This window comes from Vibrio viridaestus, assembly GCF_003856525.1.
Taxonomy (GTDB): Bacteria; Pseudomonadota; Gammaproteobacteria; order Enterobacterales; family Vibrionaceae; genus Vibrio; species Vibrio viridaestus.
This window is the reverse complement of record NZ_RJVQ01000003.1, coordinates 398,575-421,129: the sequence shown is the minus strand read 5'-3', so window position 1 is coordinate 421,129 and position 22,555 is coordinate 398,575. Positions and strand designations below refer to the sequence as shown.

Sequence of the window (22,555 nt, the reverse complement as noted above, 5' to 3'; positions counted from 1 at the left end):
TTGATTTAATATACAAAGGCTCGACTACTATGTTTCGAAATTAAGGGCATCGTTTTCTTCAACCGAAACCTTCACATTAGTATAGAATATTCATTTGTACTCAAATATTTTAATCTCGTCTTTCACCAAGACCGACCATTACTCGAACAGTAAAAAAAAGAATGACGTCAATGCTTTCATTCTTACGTTATCTGAGGTAATGTCCGCGTATTAATTTGTTAACCTCAGCTTGGATTTTGATTTTGGAAAAACATGAAGAAGTGCTGGTTTCAATCCGCCAGATAATCAGAGCAATTGATTTACACTCCAAAAGACTTAGTAAGGTTGCTGGCCTAACTGGCCCGCAGCTAATTCTAATGCGCTCGATTAAAGAACTCGGTGAAGTGACAATTAGAGAGCTGTCTAGTCATACCAATATGAGCCAAGCAACTGCAACGACCATTCTCGATCGCCTCGAAAGAAATGGATATGTGACCAGAGTGAGAAGTGTTAACGACAAAAGAAAAGTACACGCACACTTAACTGAGTCTGGTGAAGAACTATTAAACAGGGCTCCCCAACCTTTGCAAGAAGAATTTGTAACTCAGTTTCAACAACTTGAGGATTGGGAACAAAGCCTTATCTTGTCTTCTGTACAACGCTTATCAGGTATGATGAACGCTGACAACTATGACGTTGCTCCAATGCTAGAGATTGGGAATATTGCCCACTCCGAGTAATATGATTTGATTCACTCTCTTCAGATATAAAAAAACCTCCTGAGTGGGAGGTTTTTTTATAGTAACTTAAAGTGATTTATACAGGACTTTGTTTCCTGCTAACTGCACTTTCTCTACTAGATTTTCGTCTAGAAGCTTTTTCAATGCACCGGTCGCCCAAGATGCCGCTTTTGAATCATCCTGTCCGGCTTCTAATCCAATTGATTTAGGATTTATGCCGTCAGAGAAACGAGCGACTATATCGAGCACCTGTTGCTGCTTAGGAGTTAACGCGACATCTTTTGATACTGTTTTAGATACAGATTCCACTTTTTGAGGCTGTGCGATAACAACAGACTTAACTGGAGAGTTTACTTGCGATTCTGAGCGAGCTAAAGTAACTCTCATCGCTTGGATTCGCTTTTGTAATTTCTTCTGTACCTTACGCTTGTGAGCTAGTCTCATTCAATGTGTCTCCGTGTTACTGCTAAGCGCAGTGTTAATTTGAAAGCGCGTTTTATATCAAAATTCGGGAGCGATTTGTAGCCTATTGCCGATAATTGCGGTGAAAAAGCCCCATTATGACAGCAACTGTGCAAGAAATAATCAATATAGTTTAATATCGATACTATACTATATTGATAATATTATTACTTTCAGGAGTGATTGATGAAAACGGTTCACGTCGCAAATTTCGAGTTCGATCCTAAAAGTAGACGCATACAGATCATCCTGCTTTTATACACGATCATCTCGCTTTCAGTAGTCATGTTTGCCGCCACGTTTACTCTAGCTGTGTTTTTCACTGTAATACTGTCGGCATTCGGATTGTTTACTTACTGGTTGGTTATGAAAAGCCAGGTAAGATATACGCTTACACCTACTCATTTCCAACAACATCTGTTTAAAGGTGGCTGGGTCGTCAAGTGGAATAATATTAGTCGCATTGATATCTGCACATATCAGAACCAGGGCTGGCATCAACCCCTACCTTGGATCGGTATCCGGCTAAAGCATTACTCTCCATTTTTAAACAGTATTTGCCCAAGGATTATCAGTGAATTGTTACTTTCTCAGAGAGGGCTGCTTTATTTAGGGATGAAACAAAGCGGAAGTGCGACTAAGTTTGAAGATATTGTGCTCGATCCTACAACGTTTGTTGCGGAAGATGGCAAGCGTTATAAAGGTTTACTTGCGATGCTAGCTAATCGAATGAAGTACCAACGTCAATATCACGGTTACGACATTTTTATATCCGTTGCAGATTTAGACCGTAAAGGCGACGAATTCGTTGGACTCAGCAGACGCTTTCTGGCGGCTGCTGAGCCAGATAGAACACTTTATTAATATAAAGGCATTTCATCAGCGACAAATGGATTACTTACTCGCTCTTTACCAAAAGTCGACGAAGGACCATGTCCAGGGATAAAGGTCACATCATTCCCCAATGGCCACAGCTTGTTCTTAATGGAACCAATGAGAGTATTAAAATCCCCTTTGGGAAAATCTGTTCGTCCAATACTGCCATTGAAAAGTACATCACCAACGAACGCCAATTTAGCCTCATCACTATAAAGTGTTACATGGCCCGGTGTATGACCAGGAGTGTGAATGACCTGTAAAGCCTGCTTGCCAAAAGTGACAACGTCACCCTCATCTAGCCATTGAGTCGGTTCAAATGATTTTGTTAAAGGGAAACCAAACATTTGGCTTTGACTTTCCAAACCTTGTAGCCAGAAAAGATCTTCTTTATGAGGCCCAACAACTCTTGGACTACTCAAGTAGCCAGCTAACTCCTCCGTTCCTCCAACATGGTCCAAATGACCATGAGTGAGAACAAGCTGAGTAACCGTGATCCCTAATTCACAAATGAGATCATATAGCTCTTTCGCATCACCACCGGGGTCGATAACAATTCCCTGACTCGTATCATCGCACCAAACGATCGAGCAGTTCTGCGAGAAAGACGTAACAGGAACTACTTTATATTTGAGAGACATAAGCAACCTTGTTAATAAACCAATAGGAATACTATGACATTGCTCTCATTTTATGACAAGAGATTCAACATATTCTGTAAGGAAATGGATAGAAGTTTAACGAAAACCTAACAGAATCATGTTGCAATGGCAGACCAATGATTATCCCATTGTACATTTACTGAACGATATCTAGGTTTTTCCGGATAATGGTGGGTTACAACATTTGCAGAGCCTGAACTGATCAAGAACGCATCATCATGGACGACAACTCCAGATGCATCTGGTAATGACGCAAGTTCAACTAACTCCCCAGAAGTCTTTGACCAAATTCCATAACAGCTCCCAGGAGGGGACGTCGCGAGAATCCACTTCTCATTTGCTGCGATACTAGCGATGTAATGATGAAAACGCGCCCACTCCTCCGGCTCAGCTCTCAAAGAGAGCATTGGTTTACCCGGCTGATGCATAGCAATGAGAGATGGGTAACTATCAGGCTCTCCCCTATACTGCTGTCCACAGAGCACTGTTTCATTTCCATCATGAGCTAAGTGTCGAATACTAAGATGATGATCACTTAGTGACACTTGCTCTAACACGAAACCAGTCGAGGAAAGATAGGTTAAGGATGGCTTCATTGTTGCGATATTTTTTGGCGTTCTACCATCCGTGTCTACACCTCCGACACCGACGACAAGGGTGCCATCAGCTTTTAAGATAATTTCGTGTGGACCGATACCAAAGCCACGAAACTCATCCACTTTTTTATAGCGCGAAAACGTATCATAAACGCCAACAATACCTTCAGATGTTCCTTTAACGCCTTCTGTCGTATATAACCACTGCCCATCATGCGAATAGACACCATGCCCATAAAAGTGTCTATCTGGCTTGCTCGGCAATAACGTCAATGCCTTTCCAGATACATAGTCAATGACCATCATAAAGGTTCCAGGACGCCGCCCGAACGCGACTGCATGTTGACTAATTGGCGAAATAGCAACCCCATGCCCCCGTGCAGGAAGTAAGACTTGATGAATCGGGATACCGTCTTGGTTTGCAACAACCATGTAGTATTTCCGGTTCCGGCCTATCGAACAGCCAATTAATGCGGGTGAAGTTTTTGTATCCTGAGCAGAAGTACAACCGAACGGCAGTAGCGGAACCGTCATTCCCGCCAAAGCCAATTTAAGTAAATCACGTCGGGTATTATCAGTCACCATCAGTTGCATTGAACCCCACTGTGACGCCCAGAGCAACGGAAACCTCATCGTGCATTAGGTATTTAAGTTGTTCGAGTTTGTTTCGTAACAGTAACGCTTGCCTGTATCCTGCTTTCGTTTGTAATGAATCGAACAGGTCATTGGATTCGGGCCAAGAAGATATCAAGTTATCAAGTTGCGATAGGGTTCTATCCGCAACATCATCATACCCTTTGGCTCTCAATAAACTATCGAGACCATAGCCATCAGCAATATACAATGTTCGGATTGCTTTTACATTGGACTTCATATTGGCTAATGACATTTTTGAACGCCAAGATTCGGCAAAATATGGACGTGGTTTTCCAATGTTAGCCATTGGGCGTACTAACTTAGAGAGAGAAAATTCAAGCTGATTTGAAAGAAGAGAGACATATTCAGATAGCCATCCAGCATGATCTAACTGTCTCCAAGGGTTTTCTTTCCAAGCGTTTGTCACATTCTCGGTGTTATTCGCTAAATTTTCACTGATAAGGGGCATCACAATGCAACCAGATGCATATTTATTATTCATTAGTGGCGATAAGTTATCGAATAGTAGCCACTCCAAAGCGCTTAGCCCTTGAATCGTTACACTACCTTTCTCTACATCCTCAAGCGTCACCGTTTCTTGTTCTAGCAACTGAGTCATTTTACGACCAGTGGTATTTTTCTTATCAGGCCAAAACTGTATATTCCAACTTTGCTTTAAGGCATCAGCGGGTCCACGTTCCTGACCTTGTAATGCCATCCATGATTGCATCGTATCCATCCACTGGTTTTGTAATTCCTGTAGTGATAGTGAATTAGAGCAAAATTCACTTACCTGCTCATTTAGGATCTGGCTCTTTCGCATTAAATTATTAGCAGCAAGGAACTCCAGCTCGTAAACATGCTGACTTTCATGGTTCGTTTTCTGTGCTTGAACCTCTCCTGATGATGACGTAATTGATTGACATCCCATCAACCCTACCGTTATCAGTCCTAAAGCGGCGATATTAATCTGTTTCATAGAGCCTCATTAAAGAGAGTTTAAAAAATCAATCAGAGCATCCCGCTCTTTCTTGGATAATTGAATAAATGCCTGCTTCGCAGGTTCCGCCTCACCACCATGCCACAGAATTGCCTCAAGCAACGTTCTTGCACGTCCATCGTGCAAATAATTTTCTATTTGACTTACTTCTTTTGTATAGCCGATTCCCCAAAGCGGTGGTGTGCGCCATTCAGAACCAGATGCCTCGGCTTCTGGTCTATGGTCAGACAGACCGTCCCCCATATCATGTAAGAGTAAATCCGTATATGGGTGAATCACTTGATTCGACAACGCGGGCCTATCCTTCACATTGCCAGTTTTGATATTCGAACGATGGCACGCTGAGCACCCCGCATCATTAAAGATATTTTTCCCAAGTATAACAGACTTACTTTCAATATTTCGACGTGACGGAACGGCCAGATGCTGACTATAGAATTCGATGAAGCGCATAATTCTGTCACTTACTTCAGGTTCTCCACCATGAGGTAGCTCAGTACATATACCCTGCGTTTGGCTGCAGTTTTGGTTTGGAAACAACGTAGATGTTAACCCCACATCGCCACTAAACGCTGCCGCATTTTGTTGCATCAATGTAGGCTGCCCAGCTTTCCATCCAAAACGGCCAACTTGATATTGTCTAGTTTTAAAATTCCATACCCGATTCAATTTACCCGATATTCCATCGCCATCCTTATCATCGGGATCAGAGAATGAACGCAACGTCTCTTCGGGTATCGCCTCTAGCAAACCTAATCCAATCATTGGCGGCGCAATTCGAGCCGAAAGCATCGTTTGGGGGTGTAAAGGACCGTATCCTAGATCAATGATTGTCACCGTTGGCTTACGTAAGCTTACGATTTCTCCATCAGATAACGTGATTGGAACTTTCGAATACGTGATATGAACCCTACCTTCAGGAACTTGGTTTGCTACTGCGAAATCTTGTAGCTGATCGCCATAATTAGGTTCAGGGACAACGCCAAGCTTAGCATAAAGACGACGATCGGCTTCATTCATTACGGGCACACTCATCCTTACGAGCATAGAAACGGCCAGATCGTTGTTGTCTTTTGGAGCGTGACCTCTCCCATCTTTAATATGGCAGTTTTGGCAACCATTTGTATTAAACAATGGTCCCAAACCATCTCGTGCCGTTGTCGATGAAGGAGCGGGTACCCAAGGATTACGAAAGAAACTATTACCGACACTAAAATCCAGTTTCTCAGCGAGAGGGAGATTGCTTGCAGGCTGCGAGAATGCATAAGGTCCCGATTTGACTATTGTTGTATCTCCACCAGACAGAAAATCATCTGCATAAGTTGAGAACGACACGAACAGCCCAGCAAGAAAAAAATGTGTCACTTTATTCATGGCAATTCTGTTTTACTAAAAACACAACAACCCAATACCTCAAGTCCATCATGGACTGCCGGTATTGGGTTAATTTAAAAGTCAGTATTTGGGTATTAATACTGATTAAAACTCGTGATCCGCCGTATCAGGGTTTAGATTATCGATACCAATAATCTTAGCAGCCTGTTCAATGGCCGCCGTCTGTTTAACCAATGCCTGAATAGCACCTGTGACTAGCTGATTACCCGCAGTATTGTCGGATGCAATTAACTGGTCAAAGTACACATGCTTTTCCTCAGCCGATTTAACTAATTCACCGACTTCAGAACGAGTCACATCAAACTGATTTTGGATATCGTTCGCCGCACTCTTATTAGATTGTGCAACCAAATTATTGATACTTGCGCCAGAAACTAATGTTCCATTCACACGTGAGTAAGAGCCCGTGTAAACATTGTAGATGCCTTGTTCATTGAAATAGTGTGAATTATGAGTATTGTCAGAGAAACAATCGTGCTCGTCTTCAGTAGAATTTGCTTCTAGAGCTACCTTCATGCGCTCGCCAGCTAATTCACCTAAAGATAGCGACCCCATACCAAACAACATTTTACGCAAGCCGTTCTCAGCGTTGTCGCTTAATAATGTTTCACGATAGTTGCCTTTTACGCCTTCAGCCCACTGCTGCTCCATCCATGCTAAATCAGAAACAAGTAATTCTGCGGCGGCTTTAAGGTATTGTCCACGACGATCACAGTGACCGTTAGTACACTGCGACCCTGTAACATAGTCAGTGTATGGGCGTTCGCCTGCACCTGGATTTGTACCGTTTAAATCTTGTCCCCACAATAGAAACTCAATTGCGTGATAGCCAGAAGCAACGTTTGCCTCTGACCCACCCAGTTCATTTAAACTCGCTATTAGCTCAGGAGTGATCTTTGCCGTATCGATGGTTGAAGAACCAATCTTTATTGAGGTATTAGAAATGATGTTTGCTGTAGCGCCTGCGTTACCCAATTCGTGTTGATAATCAGAAGAAACGTAGTCGATCAGACCTTCATCCAGAGGCCAAGCATTTAGTTGCCCTTCCCAATCATCAACCACAGCATTACCAAAACGAAACACTTCCGACTGTTGGTACGGAACTCGAGCTGCAAGCCACGCTTTTTTAGTTGCCTCTAACGTATCTTTCGACGGAGCGGCTAGAAATGCGTTAATTGACTGCTGAAGTGCTGTTGCAGTAATCAGCGAATCTTCAAAGACAGCATGGGCGATAGTCGCGTAGTTTTCAACAACTTGCTGTTTAGTTACGTCAGCGGAGTACACAGAGGTAGATGACAATGTCGCGCCAGCAACTAAGGCCGCGATTAATGCGGATTTAAATTTCATGGAAAGGCATCCTTGTTTACTAAACTTTACTAATAATGTTAATAGTTATCATTTGTTTTATGAATCATACAAAGATACGTAAATTTTTCAATAGCCAAATATAAAAAAACCCCACATATGTGAGGTTTTACATCATTTTAATAAATGGTAAGACGCTATAATTTGAGGTTATGATGTCCATGACAGACTTTCGCTTTCAAGTAGTTTTCATTACCGTGTTTGATATGCGCAGCCGTGTTAACAACCTCATCGATCTCTATGCCAAACTCTTTAAGCTCTTTTACTTTCTTGGGATTATTTGTGATTAATCGGATGTGATTAATACCTAATGCATCAAGCATCTGTGCTGCTTCATAAAAATCGCGCAAGTCGTCAGCAAATCCCAAACGATTATTAGCCTCGTATGTATCTAGCCCTTCACTCTGAAGCTTATACGCATCGATTTTATTGTACAAACCGATACCACGACCTTCTTGGCGAAGATAGAGAATAATGCCACCTTCTTTACCCATCTTATTAATGGTTTCTTCCAGCTGTTCTCCACAGTCACAGCGTGAAGAGTGAAACACATCTCCGGTTAAACATTCAGAGTGCATACGAACTAATGGAACAGACTGAGTCTTATCGGCCGATTTAAAGATAATCGCTACGTGCTCTTTATCTGTTTTTAAACCTTGAAAAGATAATATTTCTGCATCTATGTTGCTTTTTGCGCCGACTTTAAGGTCGACCCTGGCACGTACTTCCGCCATATTGTTTCTCACTTACTTTCATTATTTCTAAGATAGTTGGAGATTCACTATCATTTGATATGTTTAATACACCGAGATGAGTCATTTTACAATGAGAAAGATATTTGAAAACGATTTTGGGCATTAAATTAACTTGTTATAATATAACAATATCAGAAAACAGCAACAAAAAACCCAGTGTTTTACTCAACAACTGGGTTCATTAAATAAAAGAATCTGCTTTGCGGAAGGTTTTTTATCGCGACTGTTTCTGTTGCCACAACACAAGTTCAACCCATACTTTAGCGAGAGAACGAATTTCTTCTTCCGTGAGAAAAGACACTGTTGCTTTACAAACTGAACCATTTCCTGTACTGGGCTTGAGGTCAATGGGTTCAATTTGACGATAAAAATCTTCTTTAAGTTTCGTCGCTGTTACAGTCACCGCTCACATCCAATCTTTCGGCTAAACGTATAAAAATATTATCATTTTCTCATCAATTGTCTGTAAAATTATGAAAAATATGGAGCAATATCACATTTTAATGGGAAGGTATTTGTTAGATACGCCTTGAAATAAAAGATCTTTTAAGTTCAATAAGTTGATCAATAATTAGATCGAAATAAAAAAGGCCGATTATATAACCGACCTTTTAACATTAAATCACATTAATGTTTAGTTTTAGTCTTCTGACTCACCAGATGAATCATCTGAGCTTGATGTAGGCTCATCTGATTGTGGGCTATCCGCAACCACTTCATCAGATTCAGCCGAATCAACAATGTCTTCTTCATCAACTTCTTCGATACGTTGAAGTCCAACGACATGCTCATCTTCCGCTGTCTTAATTAGAGTAACACCTTGAGTGTTTCGTCCAACTTGACTAACTTCAGAAACACGTGTTCTCACTAGTGTGCCTGCATCAGTGATCATCATAAACTCATCACCTTCGACAGCCTGTACAGCACCGACAACCTGACCGTTACGCTCTGATACTTTAATTGAAACGACACCCTGCGTTGCTCGGCCTTTTTCTGGATATTCAGAAATAATGGTTCGTTTACCATAACCATTTTGAGTTACGGTTAGAATATCACCGTCTGTACGTGGAACAATAAGTGAAACCACCTTATCACCGTCGGCAAGTTTCATTCCCCGAACACCTGATGCTGTACGTCCCATTGGACGGACACCTTTGAAGTTAATAATTGGATTACCATCTTCATCAAGTTTTTGGTTGCCATTCTCATCAAGAGCTGGGATCTCTTCAGCTTCTTTAAATCTGACCACTTTACCAAATTTGGAGAACAGCATGATGCTATTTTCGCCATTCGTAATATCGACACCGATCAGCTCATCATCTTCACGCAGATTCACTGCGATCAGGCCATTAGAGCGAACATTAGAGAACTGATCTAATGACGTTTTCTTCACGGTACCGTCAGCAGTTGCCATCAAAATAAACTTATCTGACGAATACTCAGAAACAGGTAATATCGCAGTAATACGTTCATTCGCTTCTAAAGGAAGAATGTTGACAATGGGCTTGCCTCGCGCAGTACGCGTTGCGTGTGGCAATTGATATACTTTCAGACGATATGTTTTACCACGAGTGGAAAAACACAGAATATTGTCATGAGTATTTGCAACCAATAACTTCTCGATGAAATCTTCATCTTTCATCTTAGTGGCACTCTTACCTTTACCACCACGACGTTGAGACTCATATTCACTTAGAATTTGGTACTTAACGTAGCCTTCATGGGATAACGTAACAACAACATCTTCTTTCGCGATCAACTCTTCCATATCGATATCGTGAGTCGCCGCTGTTATTTCTGTACGACGAGTGTCGCCGTAAGTACTACGAACGATTTCTAGCTCTTCACGAATCACTTCCATCAGTCTTTCTGTACTAGAAAGAATATGAAGTAACTCTGCGATTTCGTCTAATAGGCCTTTGTATTCCTCAAGGATCTTATCGTGCTCTAAACCAGTCAGACGGTGCAGACGAAGATCTAGAATAGCCTGTGCCTGCTGTTCTGTTAGATAGTATAAGCCATCGCGAATACCATATTCAGGTTCAAGCCAATCTGGTCTTGCTGCGCCATCGTCACCAGCGCGATCGAGCATTGCAGCAACACTACCTAATTCCCAACCACGAGCAAGAAGACCTTGCTTCGCATCAGCAGGAGTCTGGGCCTGACGAATCAGCTCTATAATTTCATCGATATTAGCCAGAGCAAGTGCTAAACCTTCAAGGATATGCGCTCTATCTCTTGCTTTACGTAATTCGTAAATAGTTCTTCTGGTTACTACTTCACGACGGTGATCAACGAAGCACTTCAACATATCTTTAATGTTGAATAACTTAGGTTGACCGCCATCAAGAGCAACCATATTGATACCGAATGTTGTCTGTAGCTGAGTCTGAGCATACAGGTTGTTCAATACAACCTCACCAACAGCATCACGCTTACACTCGATAACGATGCGCATCCCGTCTTTATCAGACTCATCTCGAAGCGCACTGATGCCTTCAACTTTCTTGTCTTTTACTAGCTCAGCGATTTTTTCGATCAAGCGAGCTTTATTCACCTGATAAGGAATTTCGGTAACAATAATCGTTTCACGACCATGTTTGTCCGCTTCAATATCAGCTTTTGAACGCATGTAAATTTTACCGCGCCCAGTTTTATAAGCGTCTATGATTCCCTTACGACCACTAATTAAGGCTGCCGTTGGGAAATCAGGACCAGGAATGTATTCAATAAGCTCATCTATGGTGATGTCTTCATTTTCGATATAAGCAAGACAACCATCAATAACTTCCACCAAGTTATGAGGTGGAATGTTGGTTGCCATACCAACCGCAATACCAGATGAACCATTAACTAATAGATTAGGAATTTTGGTTGGTAGAACTGCCGGAATTTGCTCAGTACCATCATAGTTAGGTACATAATCAACCGTCTCTTTATCCAAATCCGCTAGCAATTCATGAGCAATCTTCGCCATACGTACTTCCGTATAACGCATTGCCGCCGCAGAGTCTCCATCTATTGAGCCAAAGTTACCTTGGCCATCTACCAACGTGTAACGAAGTGAGAACGGCTGAGCCATACGCACAATGGTATCGTAAACAGCGCTATCACCATGCGGGTGATATTTACCGATAACGTCACCCACAACACGGGCTGATTTTTTATAAGGTTTATTCCAATCATTACCTAGTACGTTCATCGCAAATAAAACACGACGGTGTACAGGTTTTAGGCCATCACGCACATCAGGAAGAGCACGACCCACGATGACTGACATCGCATAGTCCAGGTAAGAACCTCTCAGCTCTTCTTCTATGTTTACGGGCGTGATCTCTTTAGCTAGATCGCTCATAGAGCCATTATCCCTCTATATTTTGATCGTATATTGATACGTATAAGGTACGAAAATATAACACAGAATTCTGATTTGGGGGACTCCTTTAAATGAGGTTTTCTTGTGTTCTTACTCTCGTTCTGTGCTGAGTGATTACAAAATGTTCAATCTTAGCTTTTTATTCATACTCGGTCTGATGCACAGTGGTGAATAATGCTGTTCTGAGTATAATGCTCTGATTAACCGAAAAAGATGAGGATGCTCGTAAGTGGGCGTTCTGCAAAATAGAAGAGTATTTACAATGACTGACACTATTAATGTCGATCTTGACGAGATTAAGAAATTCGAAGACATGGCGTCTCGTTGGTGGGATTTACAAGGAGAATTCAAACCTCTTCATCAAATTAATCCTCTGAGACTGAATTACGTGCAAAAAAATGTTGGTGGTCTTTTCGGGAAAAAAGTGCTCGATGTCGGCTGTGGTGGCGGTATTCTTGCGGAATCAATGGCTAAAGAAGGGGCAACAGTGACTGGACTCGATATGGGTAAAGAGCCCTTAGAAGTGGCCAGATTACACGCACTAGAGTCTGGAGTTAAAGTCGACTACATCCAAGAAACAATTGAAGTCCATGCAGCACAAAATCCTCACAGCTATGACGTGGTAACCTGTATGGAAATGCTAGAACATGTTCCCGATCCCCTGTCGATTGTTCAATCGTGCGCCAAATTGGTCAAGCCCGGTGGCCATGTGTTCTTTTCGACATTGAATAGAAATATCAAATCGTACTTGTTCGCTATCGTCGGTGCTGAGCATGTGATGAAAATTGTGCCTAAAGGAACTCATGATCACAATAAGTTCATTCGCCCCTCAGAGTTAATGAAGATGGTCGACCACACTCCGTTAACGGAACAAGGAATTACAGGACTTCATTATAACCCGCTTAATGATAGCTATCGACTCGGTAAAAACGTCGATGTGAATTACATAATCCATACTCAGTACAACGTTTAAACAGCGTGTGATTTCTGCACTTTATAGGTGCAGAAATCTTCGAAAAATGAGCAGCATTTGTGCATTCGATTACTCTCTCATCAACGTCATTTTTGGTTCATTTTTTTTCTAAAGATCAAGCTATTTTTTTTTGATCATGTTTATGATTCCATCAATCTTTGATTCCAAAAATTAGTTGGTCTTTATCTAACTAAACTCGTCGGTGAGTAGACACTAACAGAATTTTTTTAAATTTTAACTTATCCACAAGCTGTCCCAGATCTGTAACTTGCAATGATGTCGGATTGGCTCTATCTTGTAACTCGACAACGTTACACCCCCTACATATTGTGTTTACCCTTCAATATGTAGTATTCCAAACAAAGCCGCACTTCATAGAAAAAATGCTAAAGAAGGACAAACGGCACTAAAAATCAGTTTGTAAGGGAAATTAAGCAGCATGAACCACCAACTTACAGTCACTAAACGAGATGGACGTAAAGAGCAGATCGATCTCGAAAAGATCCACCGTGTGATCGCATGGGCCGCAGAAGGTCTCTCTAATGTTTCCGTCTCTCAAGTTGAGCTACGCTCACAAATTCAGTTTTATGATGGAATCACGACAAGCGATATCCATGAGACTATTATCAAATCTGCAGCGGATCTTATCTCTGAAGATTCTCCAGATTACCAATATCTAGCGGCTCGTTTAGCTATATTTCACCTTCGTAAGAAAGCATACGGCCAATATGAGCCACCAACTCTTATCGATCATGTCCGTAAGCTGGTTGAAATGGGCAAATACGATAAGCATTTAGTAGTCGATTATTCTGAGCAGGAATGGCTAGAACTTGGCGCTTACATCGATCACACTCGTGACTTAAATTTCTCCTATGCAGCGGTGAAACAGCTCGAAGGTAAATACTTCGTTCAAAACCGAGTTACAGGACAAATTTACGAAAGTGCACAGTTCCTTTATATACTTGTTGCTGCCTGTCTTTTCGCCAAATATCCGACAGAAACTCGCCTTGATTACATCAAGCGTTTTTATGATGCGACATCAACGTTCAAGATTTCATTACCGACGCCAATTATGTCTGGCGTTCGTACGCCAACACGCCAATTCAGTTCGTGTGTTCTTATCGAGTGTGGTGATAGCTTAGATTCGATCAATGCAACAGCAAGTTCGATTGTGCGTTACGTTTCTCAACGTGCTGGTATCGGTATCAACGCAGGTAGAATCAGAGCTCTTGGTTCGGAAATCCGCGGTGGGGAAGCCTTCCATACAGGTTGTATCCCTTTCTATAAATATTTCCAGACTGCGGTAAAATGCTGCTCACAAGGCGGTGTTCGTGGTGGTGCGGCAACTGTCTTCTATCCACTATGGCATAAAGAGTCTCAATCACTTTTGGTTCTGAAAAACAACCGTGGTGTTGAAGAAAACCGTGTGCGTCATATGGATTATGGTGTTCAGCTTAACAGAACGATGTACTCTCGTTTAGTTAAAGGCGGTAACATTACGCTATTTTCACCTTCGGATGTTCCAGGGTTATACGATGCGTTCTTCGAAGATCAAGACGAATTCGAGCGTCTGTATGAAAAATATGAGAACGATCCTTCAATTCGTAAAGAAACCGTTAAAGCAGTAGAGCTATTTTCTCTACTCATGCAAGAACGGGCATCAACTGGCCGTATCTATATTCAGAACGTTGACCACTGTAATACGCATAGTCCATTTGATTCGACTGTAGCGCCAGTGCGTCAGTCTAACCTATGTCTAGAAATTGCATTACCAACAAAACCACTATCAAATGTAGAAGATGATCAGGGTGAAATTGCTCTGTGTACTCTCTCTGCATTTAACCTAGGTGCGATAACAACGCTCGATGATTTGGAAGAACTATCTGAGTTAGTCGTACGCGCTTTAGATGCATTGCTTGATTATCAGGACTACCCTCTTCCGGCCGCTCGTCGTTCAACAATGAACCGTCGTACTTTGGGCGTTGGTGTTATCAACTACGCATACTATCTTGCGAAGAACGGTGTTAAATATTCTGACGGCAGTGCCATTGGTCTAACACACAGAACGTTTGAAGCGATGCAGTACTATCTGTTAAAAGCGTCAATGAATCTTGCTAAAGAGCAAGGCCGCTGTCCATCGTTCCATGAGACAAATTACGCAAAAGGCTTAATGCCAACCGATACGTACAAAAAAGACATCGATGCAATATGCGATGAACCCCTACATTACGACTGGGAGCAACTCCGCAAAGATATTATGGAGTTTGGTTTGCGTAACTCTACTCTGACAGCTCTTATGCCATCAGAGACTTCATCACAGATTTCGAATGCAACGAATGGTATCGAACCACCTCGTGGTTACGTGTCAGTAAAAGCATCTAAAGATGGTATTTTAAAACAAGTTGTACCTGAGTTTACTGAGCTGAAGAATAACTATGAACTTCTTTGGAACATTGGTTCTAACGATGGCTACTTACACCTTGTTGGTGTCATGCAAAAATTTGTTGACCAAGCCATTTCAGCAAATACAAACTACGACCCAACACGCTTTGATACTGGTCGAGTACCAATGAAGCAGTTATTAAAAGATCTTCTGACAGCCTATAAATTTGGCGTTAAAACACTGTATTATCACAATACTCGTGACGGTGCGAAAGACGACCAAAAAGACTCAGCTCCAGTAGTGGAAGTCGAGGACGATTGCGCTGGCGGTGCATGTAAGATCTAACCGCAAAAAGAATACTTGAATAACGTATCCCCTTCTTCCGTAATAAAGAGGGGGAAAATAGAATTGAGGCGATCATGGCATACAGTACATTCACTCAGAAAAAAAATAATCAGTTAAAAGAACCCATGTTTCTTGGACAGCCAGTTAACGTGGCACGTTACGACCAACAGAAATATGAAATTTTTGAAAAGCTCATTGAAAAACAACTGTCTTTCTTCTGGCGTCCAGAAGAAGTTGATGTATCAAGCGATCGTATCGATTACAACAAGTTGCCAGAGCACGAAAGACACATCTTCATCTCAAACTTAAAGTACCAGACTCTTCTCGATTCTATTCAAGGACGCAGTCCAAACGTAGCATTGCTTCCTTTAGTGTCTCTACCAGAACTTGAGACGTGGATCGAAACATGGTCATTTTCAGAAACGATCCACTCGCGCTCATACACGCATATTATTCGTAATATCGTGAATGATCCTGCGGTGGTATTTGATGATATCGTTGAAAACGAGCACATCGTTAAACGTGCAAAAGATATTGCTCATTTCTACGATAACCTTATTCAGTTGACTAACGACTATCATCGATACGGTGAAGGCAAACATCAAATTAATGGTGAAACGGTTGAAGTCAGCCTAAACAAGCTGAAAAAGCAGCTTTACCTTTGCCTGATGTCAGTGAATGCGTTGGAAGCTATTCGTTTCTATGTCAGTTTTGCCTGCTCTTTTGCCTTTGCTGAACGTGAATTGATGGAAGGAAATGCAAAAATCATCAAGCTTATCGCTCGTGATGAAGCACTCCATCTCACCGGTACACAGCATATGATTAACTTGCTACGCAATGGTCAGGATGATTTTACCTTTATCCAGATCGCGGAAGAATGTAAGCAAGAGTGTTTTGATTTATTCAAAGAAGCCGCAGAGCAAGAAAAAGAATGGGCATCTTACCTATTTAAAGACGGCTCAATGATTGGTTTGAATAAAGACATTTTGTGCCAATATGTCGAGTACATTACTAATATTCGTATGCAAGCTGTTGGTCTGGAAGCGGCCTATCCGAATGCAACAAGCAATCCAATCCCTTGGATTAACGCTTGGTTATCTTCCGATAACGTTCAGGTTGCTCCTCAAGAGGCAGAGATAAGCTCATATCTTGTTGGACAGATTGATACTCAAGTAAGCGCAGATGACTTTGAGGACTTCGAACTCTAATGTCAAAAATTAAAATCAACGGTGTTATCTCCATTGAATCTAACCCATCAAACACGTTGTTAGAAACAATGGAAAATTCAGGAATGGAAGCGGAATACCATTGTCGCGACGGACATTGCGGAGCATGTAAATGTAGATTGGTATCTGGAGAAGTAGAATACGTTGGTTTTGCTATGGCATATACACAGGAGAACGAAGTTCTGCCGTGTATATGCCGGGCAAAAGGTGATATCGAGTTAGACTCAGTTCACTATAAACAAAAAGTAAAACGTGCTTAAAGATGGTGATGCAGAACTAAGGAACCAATCCCGCTTCTGCATTATCAATAAGTAGCGTGTCAGCAGTTAACATCGAGATTGCCTTGTCTGCAATCTCTCTGCCGTCGTCACCTATCAGAGATATCCCAAACCCAGGGTCTCCCAAATTCCCAAGTATAGAGGGTGTGTTCACCCACAATGATGTAAGTGTATTATTTTCGGTAAAACGAGCCTCACCTAATACTATCCGTTGAGTCGCAACCCGGTACCAAACTAGAATCTTTGAATGTGTTTCCATCAATTCGCCTCCTGCCACAACGATCCGTGAGCTTTTATATTAGACTGAATTTCATGTAATGGATCATCGCTTAAATGAGAAAAATGCAGATCAATTCTGAATCAGAGAGTTAGAGGTTAGAGTAATTTCTCATATGAGATGAGAAAATAAAGCATAAAATAATATGCTTTATTTTCATAAGATTAGATAAGAATTATTTTAAAACCTTCGCTGGAAGGTGCATTTTTTTTACTTCTTTCGCGATATTGTACTGACCTATAACGGGTTTTCCGCTTAGGTATCTGAGTAGCATATCAGTTGCAATTGTACCAATAATGATCTTCATTTCTTCTATCGAAAATTGACGGCGGCACTCTAAGATTTGTCCCCACTCCCCTTCAGGTGCAGACAACGCCAAACTGAATTGTCCATCTTCAAGTCTTCCAGTAACCAGAGCTAAATCTGTCTGACTTTTAGAACGAGTAGCACCAGCTAATGCTAAAGAAGCCGCCAGAGAGTCTTCTCCCGCCATGTTCTGCACAACAGCAGGCCCCAACACCCAGCTACTACCAATACAAGAGTGAATATAGGCATTATTAGATAAATAATTCGCTAACCAACCTGATGTGCTTTCCTCCGCTAGCGCAAAACACAACTTTTTATCTGCTAACAGCGATTCAAGTTGTTCAGGCATAGTCTTATCAATACTGACCGTCCACTTAGCCACCCGTTTATAGATATTCTCAATAACCTTAAAGGCTGTCTCAGAATCACCACGTGGACCAAACAGCTTAATTTCAATAAATGGGATATAAGATCGATAACCGAGCATGTAACCTTCAGGTAAGGCAAGCGGGTCTAGAAGCTCGGCAAGTTCTGATTCGGAACTTCCAAGTGTGAATATTTTATGGCAATCCATACCTTGATGACTTGGAAAAGAACGCTGTAAATCAGGAATGATTTGCTCTTTTACCATTCGCTTAAATTCACTTGGGACACCCGGCGTAAAATAGCACTCACATTCATTGATACGTAATTTAAAACCGCAGGCTGTACCAATTGGATTATCAAGTAACGTTGCTTTTTCCGGTAGCATTGCCTGTTTCAAATTCACTTTAGTCACTTCTTTACCGCGCTTGGCAAAAAACTCCGTCAAAGTATCGAGCCAGTATTGGGATAGAACGAGCTCCTGCTCAGTAATCTCAGCAGCTATTTGCGTCGTGAGATCATCCGTTGTTGGACCAAGTCCACCATTAACTACGACAATATCAGAATTAAGAGATAACATAATTAGCTCTTCTCTAAGTCTGGCTGCACTATCTCCCACTGTAGAGCGCTTTGTTAACTCGAAACCTTCTTCGAAGAATAAACGCGATAGCCAGGCTGCGTTTGTATCCACGATATCACCGTGCAGGACTTCCTCTCCTGTACTGAGCATTGCGATTTTCAACATAATAGATCCTGTTAGATACGGTCCTGAAGACAATCAATATCAGAGTAAGTGATTATAATCATAACGTTTCTGTTTTCTATTAAAACAAAAACCTTAAATATGTCGCAAAATTGGGTTGGAAACTTATCGAATACAAGATCCAAATAGCAAAAACCTCCGCTTCCCACCATCACTATCAAATTGCAGAACTAAACTTTCGATAGGAAACCATGCTTTGAAAGGTGACATCATGACGTTAGAAACATTTATCGTTGGTTTTACTGGCATAGCTACACCCAAGGATATAAAACGTTTTGCGGCAATTACGCATGATAACGGTGGAAAATGGCTCATCAGTAAGATTAATTATATTGATGAAAACGTAGCGGGCTTAATCAAAGTTCAAGCCCCATCAGAAAGCAGCCAATTGATTAAAGACGGCTTTCGCTCACATGAAGGAATTACGGTCGAGTTTACATCGGGAGAAGAAAACGATAACAAGCATCAGGATGTGTATCATTTGCGGTTTGACGCAACAGATCGATTTGGTATTGTAAATGAAATAACACACCTTTTAGATAATCAGAGAATTCGTGTTATCGATATGAATTGTCAACGTATTTTCATTTCAGGCGTAGACGGAATCAATACCAATTTATTTTCTGCAAATTTAACTATAAAGTTACCGAACAACATGCCGATAAAGGACGTTGTGAATGAATTAGAGTCTCTCAGTGAAGATACGAGAGTGATTATCGAGAGCTAGGAGTAATAAATGTGACCGCTCTCATTAATTACAAAAATCATAATAATCAATAAATAAAAGCATAAGTATATTGTAAATCTATTTATGTGAATAAAAGCATACCTTTACACACAAAAATTTATGTAATCGACTATTACTTATTACTAGATAACAAAAAGTAATAGTCACAAACAACGTCTTATAACCAATGGTGGTACGTCATGTTGATGCTAAGGAATATGAAGGTCAGTGTAAAACTGACTAGCCTAATCGTGGTTTCCGTAATCGGATTTATTCTTCTTTTAGTCGTTTCTGATAACGCTTTAAAAAGAAACCTAATGCAAGAAAAGGAAGCTCGTCTCGCCGCAGTAGTAGATTCAACAATCAGTCAAATCAACGCATTAAAGAAGCTCTATCCTGAAGCGGAGGCGAAAGAAAAAGCCAAGGCACTGATAGAAAATACTCGTTTTGATGGCGATAACTATACATTCGCTGTCAATAACAATCGCTACATGCTTGCGCATGGAACTCAGCAAGGATTGGTGGGTCAACAGATGGCTGCAGGTAGTAATCGCAATGCTGTCGATGGATTTTGGTTTGATATTATCGATATTGGTTCTCAATCAAAAGGTGGCGTTGTTATCTATCCTTGGAAAGGAACTAACGGCAAGCCCTCAGACAAAATGACGTTTGTTAAAACAGAGGGTTCATGGGGTTGGATCATCGGTTCAGGAATGTTGCTTGAAGATATACAAACAGAAATTCTAAACCAACAATTAAAAATGGGTGGGTTCACGTTACTCATCATCGCTGTCATGGTTATTTTAGGCTTTGTTATTACCAAAGCCGTCACAAAACCTCTGAATTCAATTCAAGAAGTGATGGCAAAAATAGCAAAAGGTGATCTGACAGCAAAAGTTCCTGTCTTAGGCAAAGATGACATAGGAATCGTAGCTGATCAAATCAACAAAAGTATCGCTTCTGTAAGAGATGCATTACATGAGTCGGTTCACTCAGCAAGAATGCTATCAGATGCAGCGACCCGAATCGCTGCTTCTGCAGAAGAAACCAGCCAGGCAGTCACATCGCAAAGAGACCAGCTGAACCAACTTGCCACGGCCATGAATGAAATGAGTGCAACAGTCTCTGAAGTCGCAGACCACGCAGAATCAACAGCAAGAGACACTCTCGAAGCCACCAACGAAGTTGGGTTGGGTAATAAAGATGTGGCCTCGAGCGTTTCGAGTATAAAAGCACTTTCTGTCGAGTTAGAAGCGGCCGTAAGTCAGGTAAACAAACTGAAAGAAGGCGTAATGCAGATAAGTGATGTAACCAACGTCATTAGCGGCATCTCGGAACAAACGAATCTGTTGGCTCTAAACGCTGCAATTGAAGCCGCTCGTGCCGGAGAACAAGGTAGAGGCTTTGCGGTTGTTGCTGATGAAGTTCGGAACCTAGCAAGCAGAACGAATCAATCTACCGAAGAAATACAAAGTACGATAAACCAACTTCAGCAACTGGCTGTTGGTGCTGCGTCTACAATGCAAAAATCCCAAGACCTCGCTTACGAAAGTGTTCAATGTGCTGAAAGTTGCGGTACGGATTTAACTTCGATTGTTGATCACATTCAACACGTAAGTGATAAATCGACCCAGATTGCAACGGCTGCAGAAGAACAAAGTATGGTCGCCGAGGATATGAATAGAAACGTATCAGGAATCAATGATTCGGCTCTGGAAATGTCTCAAGCAGCGAATCACCTAGCAGAAGAAAGTGAAACGTTGGCGGATATGTCACGTCAACTCGATTTAAAATTATCGTCATTCAAGCTTTAATTTAACGATGATAAAAAGCCCCATAGTGAAAACACCATGGGTTTTTTTGTTATTTAACTCGACTTATTTCACTGACCACTGAGAAAGTGTGCGTTTGAAATCTTCGTAACCAAACTCATTTAACTTTTCAATAGCACCATTAGTACGCTGACAATAAACAGATGGCATTCTCAAACCATTAAACCAGTTGAGTTTAACCATTGTGTAACCTGCACTATCCAAGATATGCAGCTTTTGCCCTACTTCTAATGGCTGTTCAAAGTTAGCAACACAAAACTGATCGCCGGCTAAACAAGAACATGACCCAATGACGTATTGGTGCTCACCACTGTCATTGGCTTCACCGATAGACGCTGGCTCATTATAGATCAACGTATCCAAACGATGAGCTTCAGTTGCAGAATCAACGATGGCTGTTTTTATCTCGTTCTCTACGATGTCGACGACCGTCACCACTAAATCCGCTGTTTTAGTAATAATCGCTTCACCCGGTTCAAGATAAAGTTGCACATTATGTTTTTGGGCAAACGCTTTTAACGCCGCACCCAACTTCTCAACATCATAACCTGGCCATGTAAAGAATACTCCACCACCTAGACTTACCCAACTGAGCTTATCAAGGAAGTGACCAAAATTATCTGAAATAGAGTCAAGCAGATTAATAAAGGCGTCCGGGTCTTTGTTCTCACAGTTCATGTGGAACATCACGCCATCAATAGAATCGAAAATACTTCCATCAATATGATCTGTCTGAACACCCAGGCGAGAATATTTACGTGCTGGGTTAGCTAGATCTTGTCCAGCGTAACTCACCCCAGGATTCAAACGAAGACCAATTGACGCTTTGCCTTCAACAATGTGACGATATGCGGCCATTTGAGACTGGGAATTGAAGATCATTTTATCGCAAATATCGGCAACTTCCCGGACGTCATCTTCACTATATCCAACGCTATAGGCGTGCGTTTCACCACCAAACGTCTCATAGCCCAATTTAACTTCGAATGGTCCAGAGCTAGTAGTACCATCGAGATAAGGCTTGATAATGTCAAAGACGCCCCATGTGGAAAAACATTTGAGAGCCAGAACAAGCTTTACACCAGAGATATCCTTCAGATGCTTTGCTACTTCCAGATTGCGCAACAGGCTGGCTTCATCGATCATGAAATATGGGGTTTTTAAGTCAGATTTGTTCATAATTCGAGACTCATTAAGTAAGAAAACAGCTGCGCCGAAGGCAAGCAGCTGTTTGATTGTA

19 protein-coding genes and 1 pseudogene are annotated in these 22,555 nt (G+C 41.5%); 8 read left to right on the top strand and 12 right to left on the bottom strand.

Going from position 1 to position 22,555, the window contains the following annotated elements; genetic code table 11:
- Positions 1–242 precede the first annotated feature (242 nt).
- Entirely contained in the window at positions 243–719 is a 477-nt protein-coding gene (locus EES38_RS09500; RefSeq protein ID WP_124936941.1) for a MarR family winged helix-turn-helix transcriptional regulator, read from the top strand.
- 66 nt (positions 720–785) lie between these two features.
- On the opposite strand, the gene EES38_RS09495 is transcribed toward EES38_RS09500, so the two are convergent.
- Entirely contained in the window at positions 786–1,163 is a 378-nt protein-coding gene (locus tag EES38_RS09495) for a MarR family transcriptional regulator (RefSeq protein WP_124936940.1), read from the bottom strand.
- A 204-nt stretch (positions 1,164–1,367) separates the two neighbouring features.
- On the opposite strand from EES38_RS09495, the gene EES38_RS09490 reads away from it, so the two are divergent.
- Positions 1,368–2,045: a DUF2982 domain-containing protein gene (locus EES38_RS09490; RefSeq protein WP_124936939.1), complete on the top strand. Its 678-nt coding sequence runs from the start codon at positions 1,368–1,370 to the stop codon at positions 2,043–2,045.
- On the opposite strand, the gene EES38_RS09485 is transcribed toward EES38_RS09490, so the two are convergent.
- The 8 genes and pseudogenes from EES38_RS09485 to gyrA form a co-directional block, all read right to left on the bottom strand.
- A complete protein-coding gene (locus EES38_RS09485; RefSeq protein WP_124936938.1) occupies positions 2,042–2,698 on the bottom strand; it encodes an MBL fold metallo-hydrolase in 657 nt (218 codons plus the stop codon). The two genes, EES38_RS09490 and EES38_RS09485, sit on opposite strands and share 4 nt — an antisense overlap.
- Before the next feature lie 116 nt (positions 2,699–2,814).
- A complete protein-coding gene (locus EES38_RS09480) occupies positions 2,815–3,909 on the bottom strand; it encodes a DUF1513 domain-containing protein (protein WP_124936937.1) in 1,095 nt (364 codons plus the stop codon).
- Entirely contained in the window at positions 3,890–4,930 is a 1,041-nt protein-coding gene (locus EES38_RS09475; protein ID WP_124936936.1) for an imelysin family protein, read from the bottom strand. Before EES38_RS09475 ends, EES38_RS09480 begins: the two co-directional genes overlap by 20 nt.
- Before the next feature lie 9 nt (positions 4,931–4,939).
- On the bottom strand, positions 4,940–6,325 hold the full coding sequence (locus EES38_RS09470) for a di-heme oxidoreductase family protein (protein ID WP_124936935.1): 1,386 nt from the start codon (positions 6,323–6,325) through the stop codon (positions 4,940–4,942).
- Between the two features lie 105 nt (positions 6,326–6,430).
- Positions 6,431–7,693, bottom strand: a complete 1,263-nt coding sequence (locus EES38_RS09465; protein WP_124936934.1) for an imelysin family protein — start codon at positions 7,691–7,693, stop codon at positions 6,431–6,433.
- Between the two features lie 155 nt (positions 7,694–7,848).
- The gene (locus EES38_RS09460) at positions 7,849–8,445 is read right to left on the bottom strand and encodes a GTP cyclohydrolase II (RefSeq protein WP_124936933.1); all 597 of its coding nucleotides are present in this window, start codon (positions 8,443–8,445) and stop codon (positions 7,849–7,851) included.
- 235 nt (positions 8,446–8,680) lie between these two features.
- Complete coding sequence (locus tag EES38_RS09455; protein ID WP_124936932.1) at positions 8,681–8,869, bottom strand: hypothetical protein; 189 nt, start codon at positions 8,867–8,869, stop codon at positions 8,681–8,683.
- A 350-nt stretch (positions 8,870–9,219) separates the two neighbouring features.
- Positions 9,220–11,821, bottom strand: a pseudogene (gyrA, locus tag EES38_RS09450) (DNA topoisomerase (ATP-hydrolyzing) subunit A); the annotation flags it as partial.
- Positions 11,822–12,104: 283 nt separating this feature from the next.
- Here gyrA and ubiG point away from each other — a divergent pair.
- The 4 genes from ubiG (at position 12,105) to yfaE (ending at position 17,029) form a co-directional block, all read left to right on the top strand.
- Positions 12,105–12,815, top strand: coding sequence for a bifunctional 2-polyprenyl-6-hydroxyphenol methylase/3-demethylubiquinol 3-O-methyltransferase UbiG (gene ubiG, locus EES38_RS09445; RefSeq protein ID WP_124936930.1), 711 nt, complete (start codon positions 12,105–12,107; stop codon positions 12,813–12,815).
- Positions 12,816–13,254: 439 nt separating this feature from the next.
- Entirely contained in the window at positions 13,255–15,543 is a 2,289-nt protein-coding gene (gene nrdA / locus EES38_RS09440; protein ID WP_124936929.1) for a class 1a ribonucleoside-diphosphate reductase subunit alpha, read from the top strand.
- 74 nt (positions 15,544–15,617) lie between these two features.
- Positions 15,618–16,751 (top strand): class Ia ribonucleoside-diphosphate reductase subunit beta, encoded by a 1,134-nt coding sequence (gene nrdB / locus EES38_RS09435; RefSeq protein WP_124936928.1) that lies wholly within the window; start codon positions 15,618–15,620, stop codon positions 16,749–16,751.
- Positions 16,751–17,029, top strand: a complete 279-nt coding sequence (yfaE, locus tag EES38_RS09430) for a class I ribonucleotide reductase maintenance protein YfaE (protein WP_124936927.1) — start codon at positions 16,751–16,753, stop codon at positions 17,027–17,029. Before nrdB ends, yfaE begins: the two co-directional genes overlap by 1 nt.
- Before the next feature lie 16 nt (positions 17,030–17,045).
- On the opposite strand, the gene EES38_RS09425 is transcribed toward yfaE, so the two are convergent.
- Both EES38_RS09425 and EES38_RS09420 read right to left on the bottom strand, forming a co-directional pair.
- The gene (locus EES38_RS09425; RefSeq protein WP_124936926.1) at positions 17,046–17,306 is read right to left on the bottom strand and encodes a 30S ribosomal protein S6 modification protein; all 261 of its coding nucleotides are present in this window, start codon (positions 17,304–17,306) and stop codon (positions 17,046–17,048) included.
- A 193-nt stretch (positions 17,307–17,499) separates the two neighbouring features.
- Entirely contained in the window at positions 17,500–18,738 is a 1,239-nt protein-coding gene (locus EES38_RS09420; protein WP_124936925.1) for a CinA family nicotinamide mononucleotide deamidase-related protein, read from the bottom strand.
- 229 nt (positions 18,739–18,967) lie between these two features.
- Here EES38_RS09420 and EES38_RS09415 point away from each other — a divergent pair, with 229 nt between their 5' ends.
- Both EES38_RS09415 and EES38_RS09410 read left to right on the top strand, forming a co-directional pair.
- Entirely contained in the window at positions 18,968–19,483 is a 516-nt protein-coding gene (locus EES38_RS09415) for a glycine cleavage system transcriptional repressor (RefSeq protein ID WP_124936924.1), read from the top strand.
- A 200-nt stretch (positions 19,484–19,683) separates the two neighbouring features.
- Positions 19,684–21,297 (top strand): methyl-accepting chemotaxis protein, encoded by a 1,614-nt coding sequence (locus tag EES38_RS09410; RefSeq protein ID WP_124936923.1) that lies wholly within the window; start codon positions 19,684–19,686, stop codon positions 21,295–21,297.
- Positions 21,298–21,360: 63 nt separating this feature from the next.
- Here the strand turns inward: EES38_RS09410 and nspC are convergent, their stop codons facing one another.
- Positions 21,361–22,494, bottom strand: a complete 1,134-nt coding sequence (gene nspC / locus EES38_RS09405; RefSeq protein WP_124936922.1) for a carboxynorspermidine decarboxylase — start codon at positions 22,492–22,494, stop codon at positions 21,361–21,363.
- Positions 22,495–22,555: the final 61 nt, after the last annotated feature.

Coding starts and splice junctions, on each gene's coding strand:
- EES38_RS09495 (WP_124936940.1), bottom strand. CDS start 1,163: ATGAGACTAGCTCACAAGCGTAAGGTACAGAAGAAATTACAAAAGCGA.
- EES38_RS09490 (WP_124936939.1), top strand. CDS start 1,368: ATGAAAACGGTTCACGTCGCAAATTTCGAGTTCGATCCTAAAAGTAGA.
- EES38_RS09485 (WP_124936938.1), bottom strand. CDS start 2,698: ATGTCTCTCAAATATAAAGTAGTTCCTGTTACGTCTTTCTCGCAGAAC.
- EES38_RS09480 (WP_124936937.1), bottom strand. CDS start 3,909: ATGCAACTGATGGTGACTGATAATACCCGACGTGATTTACTTAAATTG.
- EES38_RS09475 (WP_124936936.1), bottom strand. CDS start 4,930: ATGAAACAGATTAATATCGCCGCTTTAGGACTGATAACGGTAGGGTTG.
- EES38_RS09470 (WP_124936935.1), bottom strand. CDS start 6,325: ATGAATAAAGTGACACATTTTTTTCTTGCTGGGCTGTTCGTGTCGTTC.
- EES38_RS09465 (WP_124936934.1), bottom strand. CDS start 7,693: ATGAAATTTAAATCCGCATTAATCGCGGCCTTAGTTGCTGGCGCGACA.
- EES38_RS09460 (WP_124936933.1), bottom strand. CDS start 8,445: ATGGCGGAAGTACGTGCCAGGGTCGACCTTAAAGTCGGCGCAAAAAGC.
- ubiG (WP_124936930.1), top strand. CDS start 12,105: ATGACTGACACTATTAATGTCGATCTTGACGAGATTAAGAAATTCGAA.
- nrdA (WP_124936929.1), top strand. CDS start 13,255: ATGAACCACCAACTTACAGTCACTAAACGAGATGGACGTAAAGAGCAG.
- nrdB (WP_124936928.1), top strand. CDS start 15,618: ATGGCATACAGTACATTCACTCAGAAAAAAAATAATCAGTTAAAAGAA.
- yfaE (WP_124936927.1), top strand. CDS start 16,751: ATGTCAAAAATTAAAATCAACGGTGTTATCTCCATTGAATCTAACCCA.
- EES38_RS09425 (WP_124936926.1), bottom strand. CDS start 17,306: ATGGAAACACATTCAAAGATTCTAGTTTGGTACCGGGTTGCGACTCAA.
- EES38_RS09420 (WP_124936925.1), bottom strand. CDS start 18,738: ATGTTGAAAATCGCAATGCTCAGTACAGGAGAGGAAGTCCTGCACGGT.
- EES38_RS09415 (WP_124936924.1), top strand. CDS start 18,968: ATGACGTTAGAAACATTTATCGTTGGTTTTACTGGCATAGCTACACCC.
- EES38_RS09410 (WP_124936923.1), top strand. CDS start 19,684: ATGTTGATGCTAAGGAATATGAAGGTCAGTGTAAAACTGACTAGCCTA.
- nspC (WP_124936922.1), bottom strand. CDS start 22,494: ATGAACAAATCTGACTTAAAAACCCCATATTTCATGATCGATGAAGCC.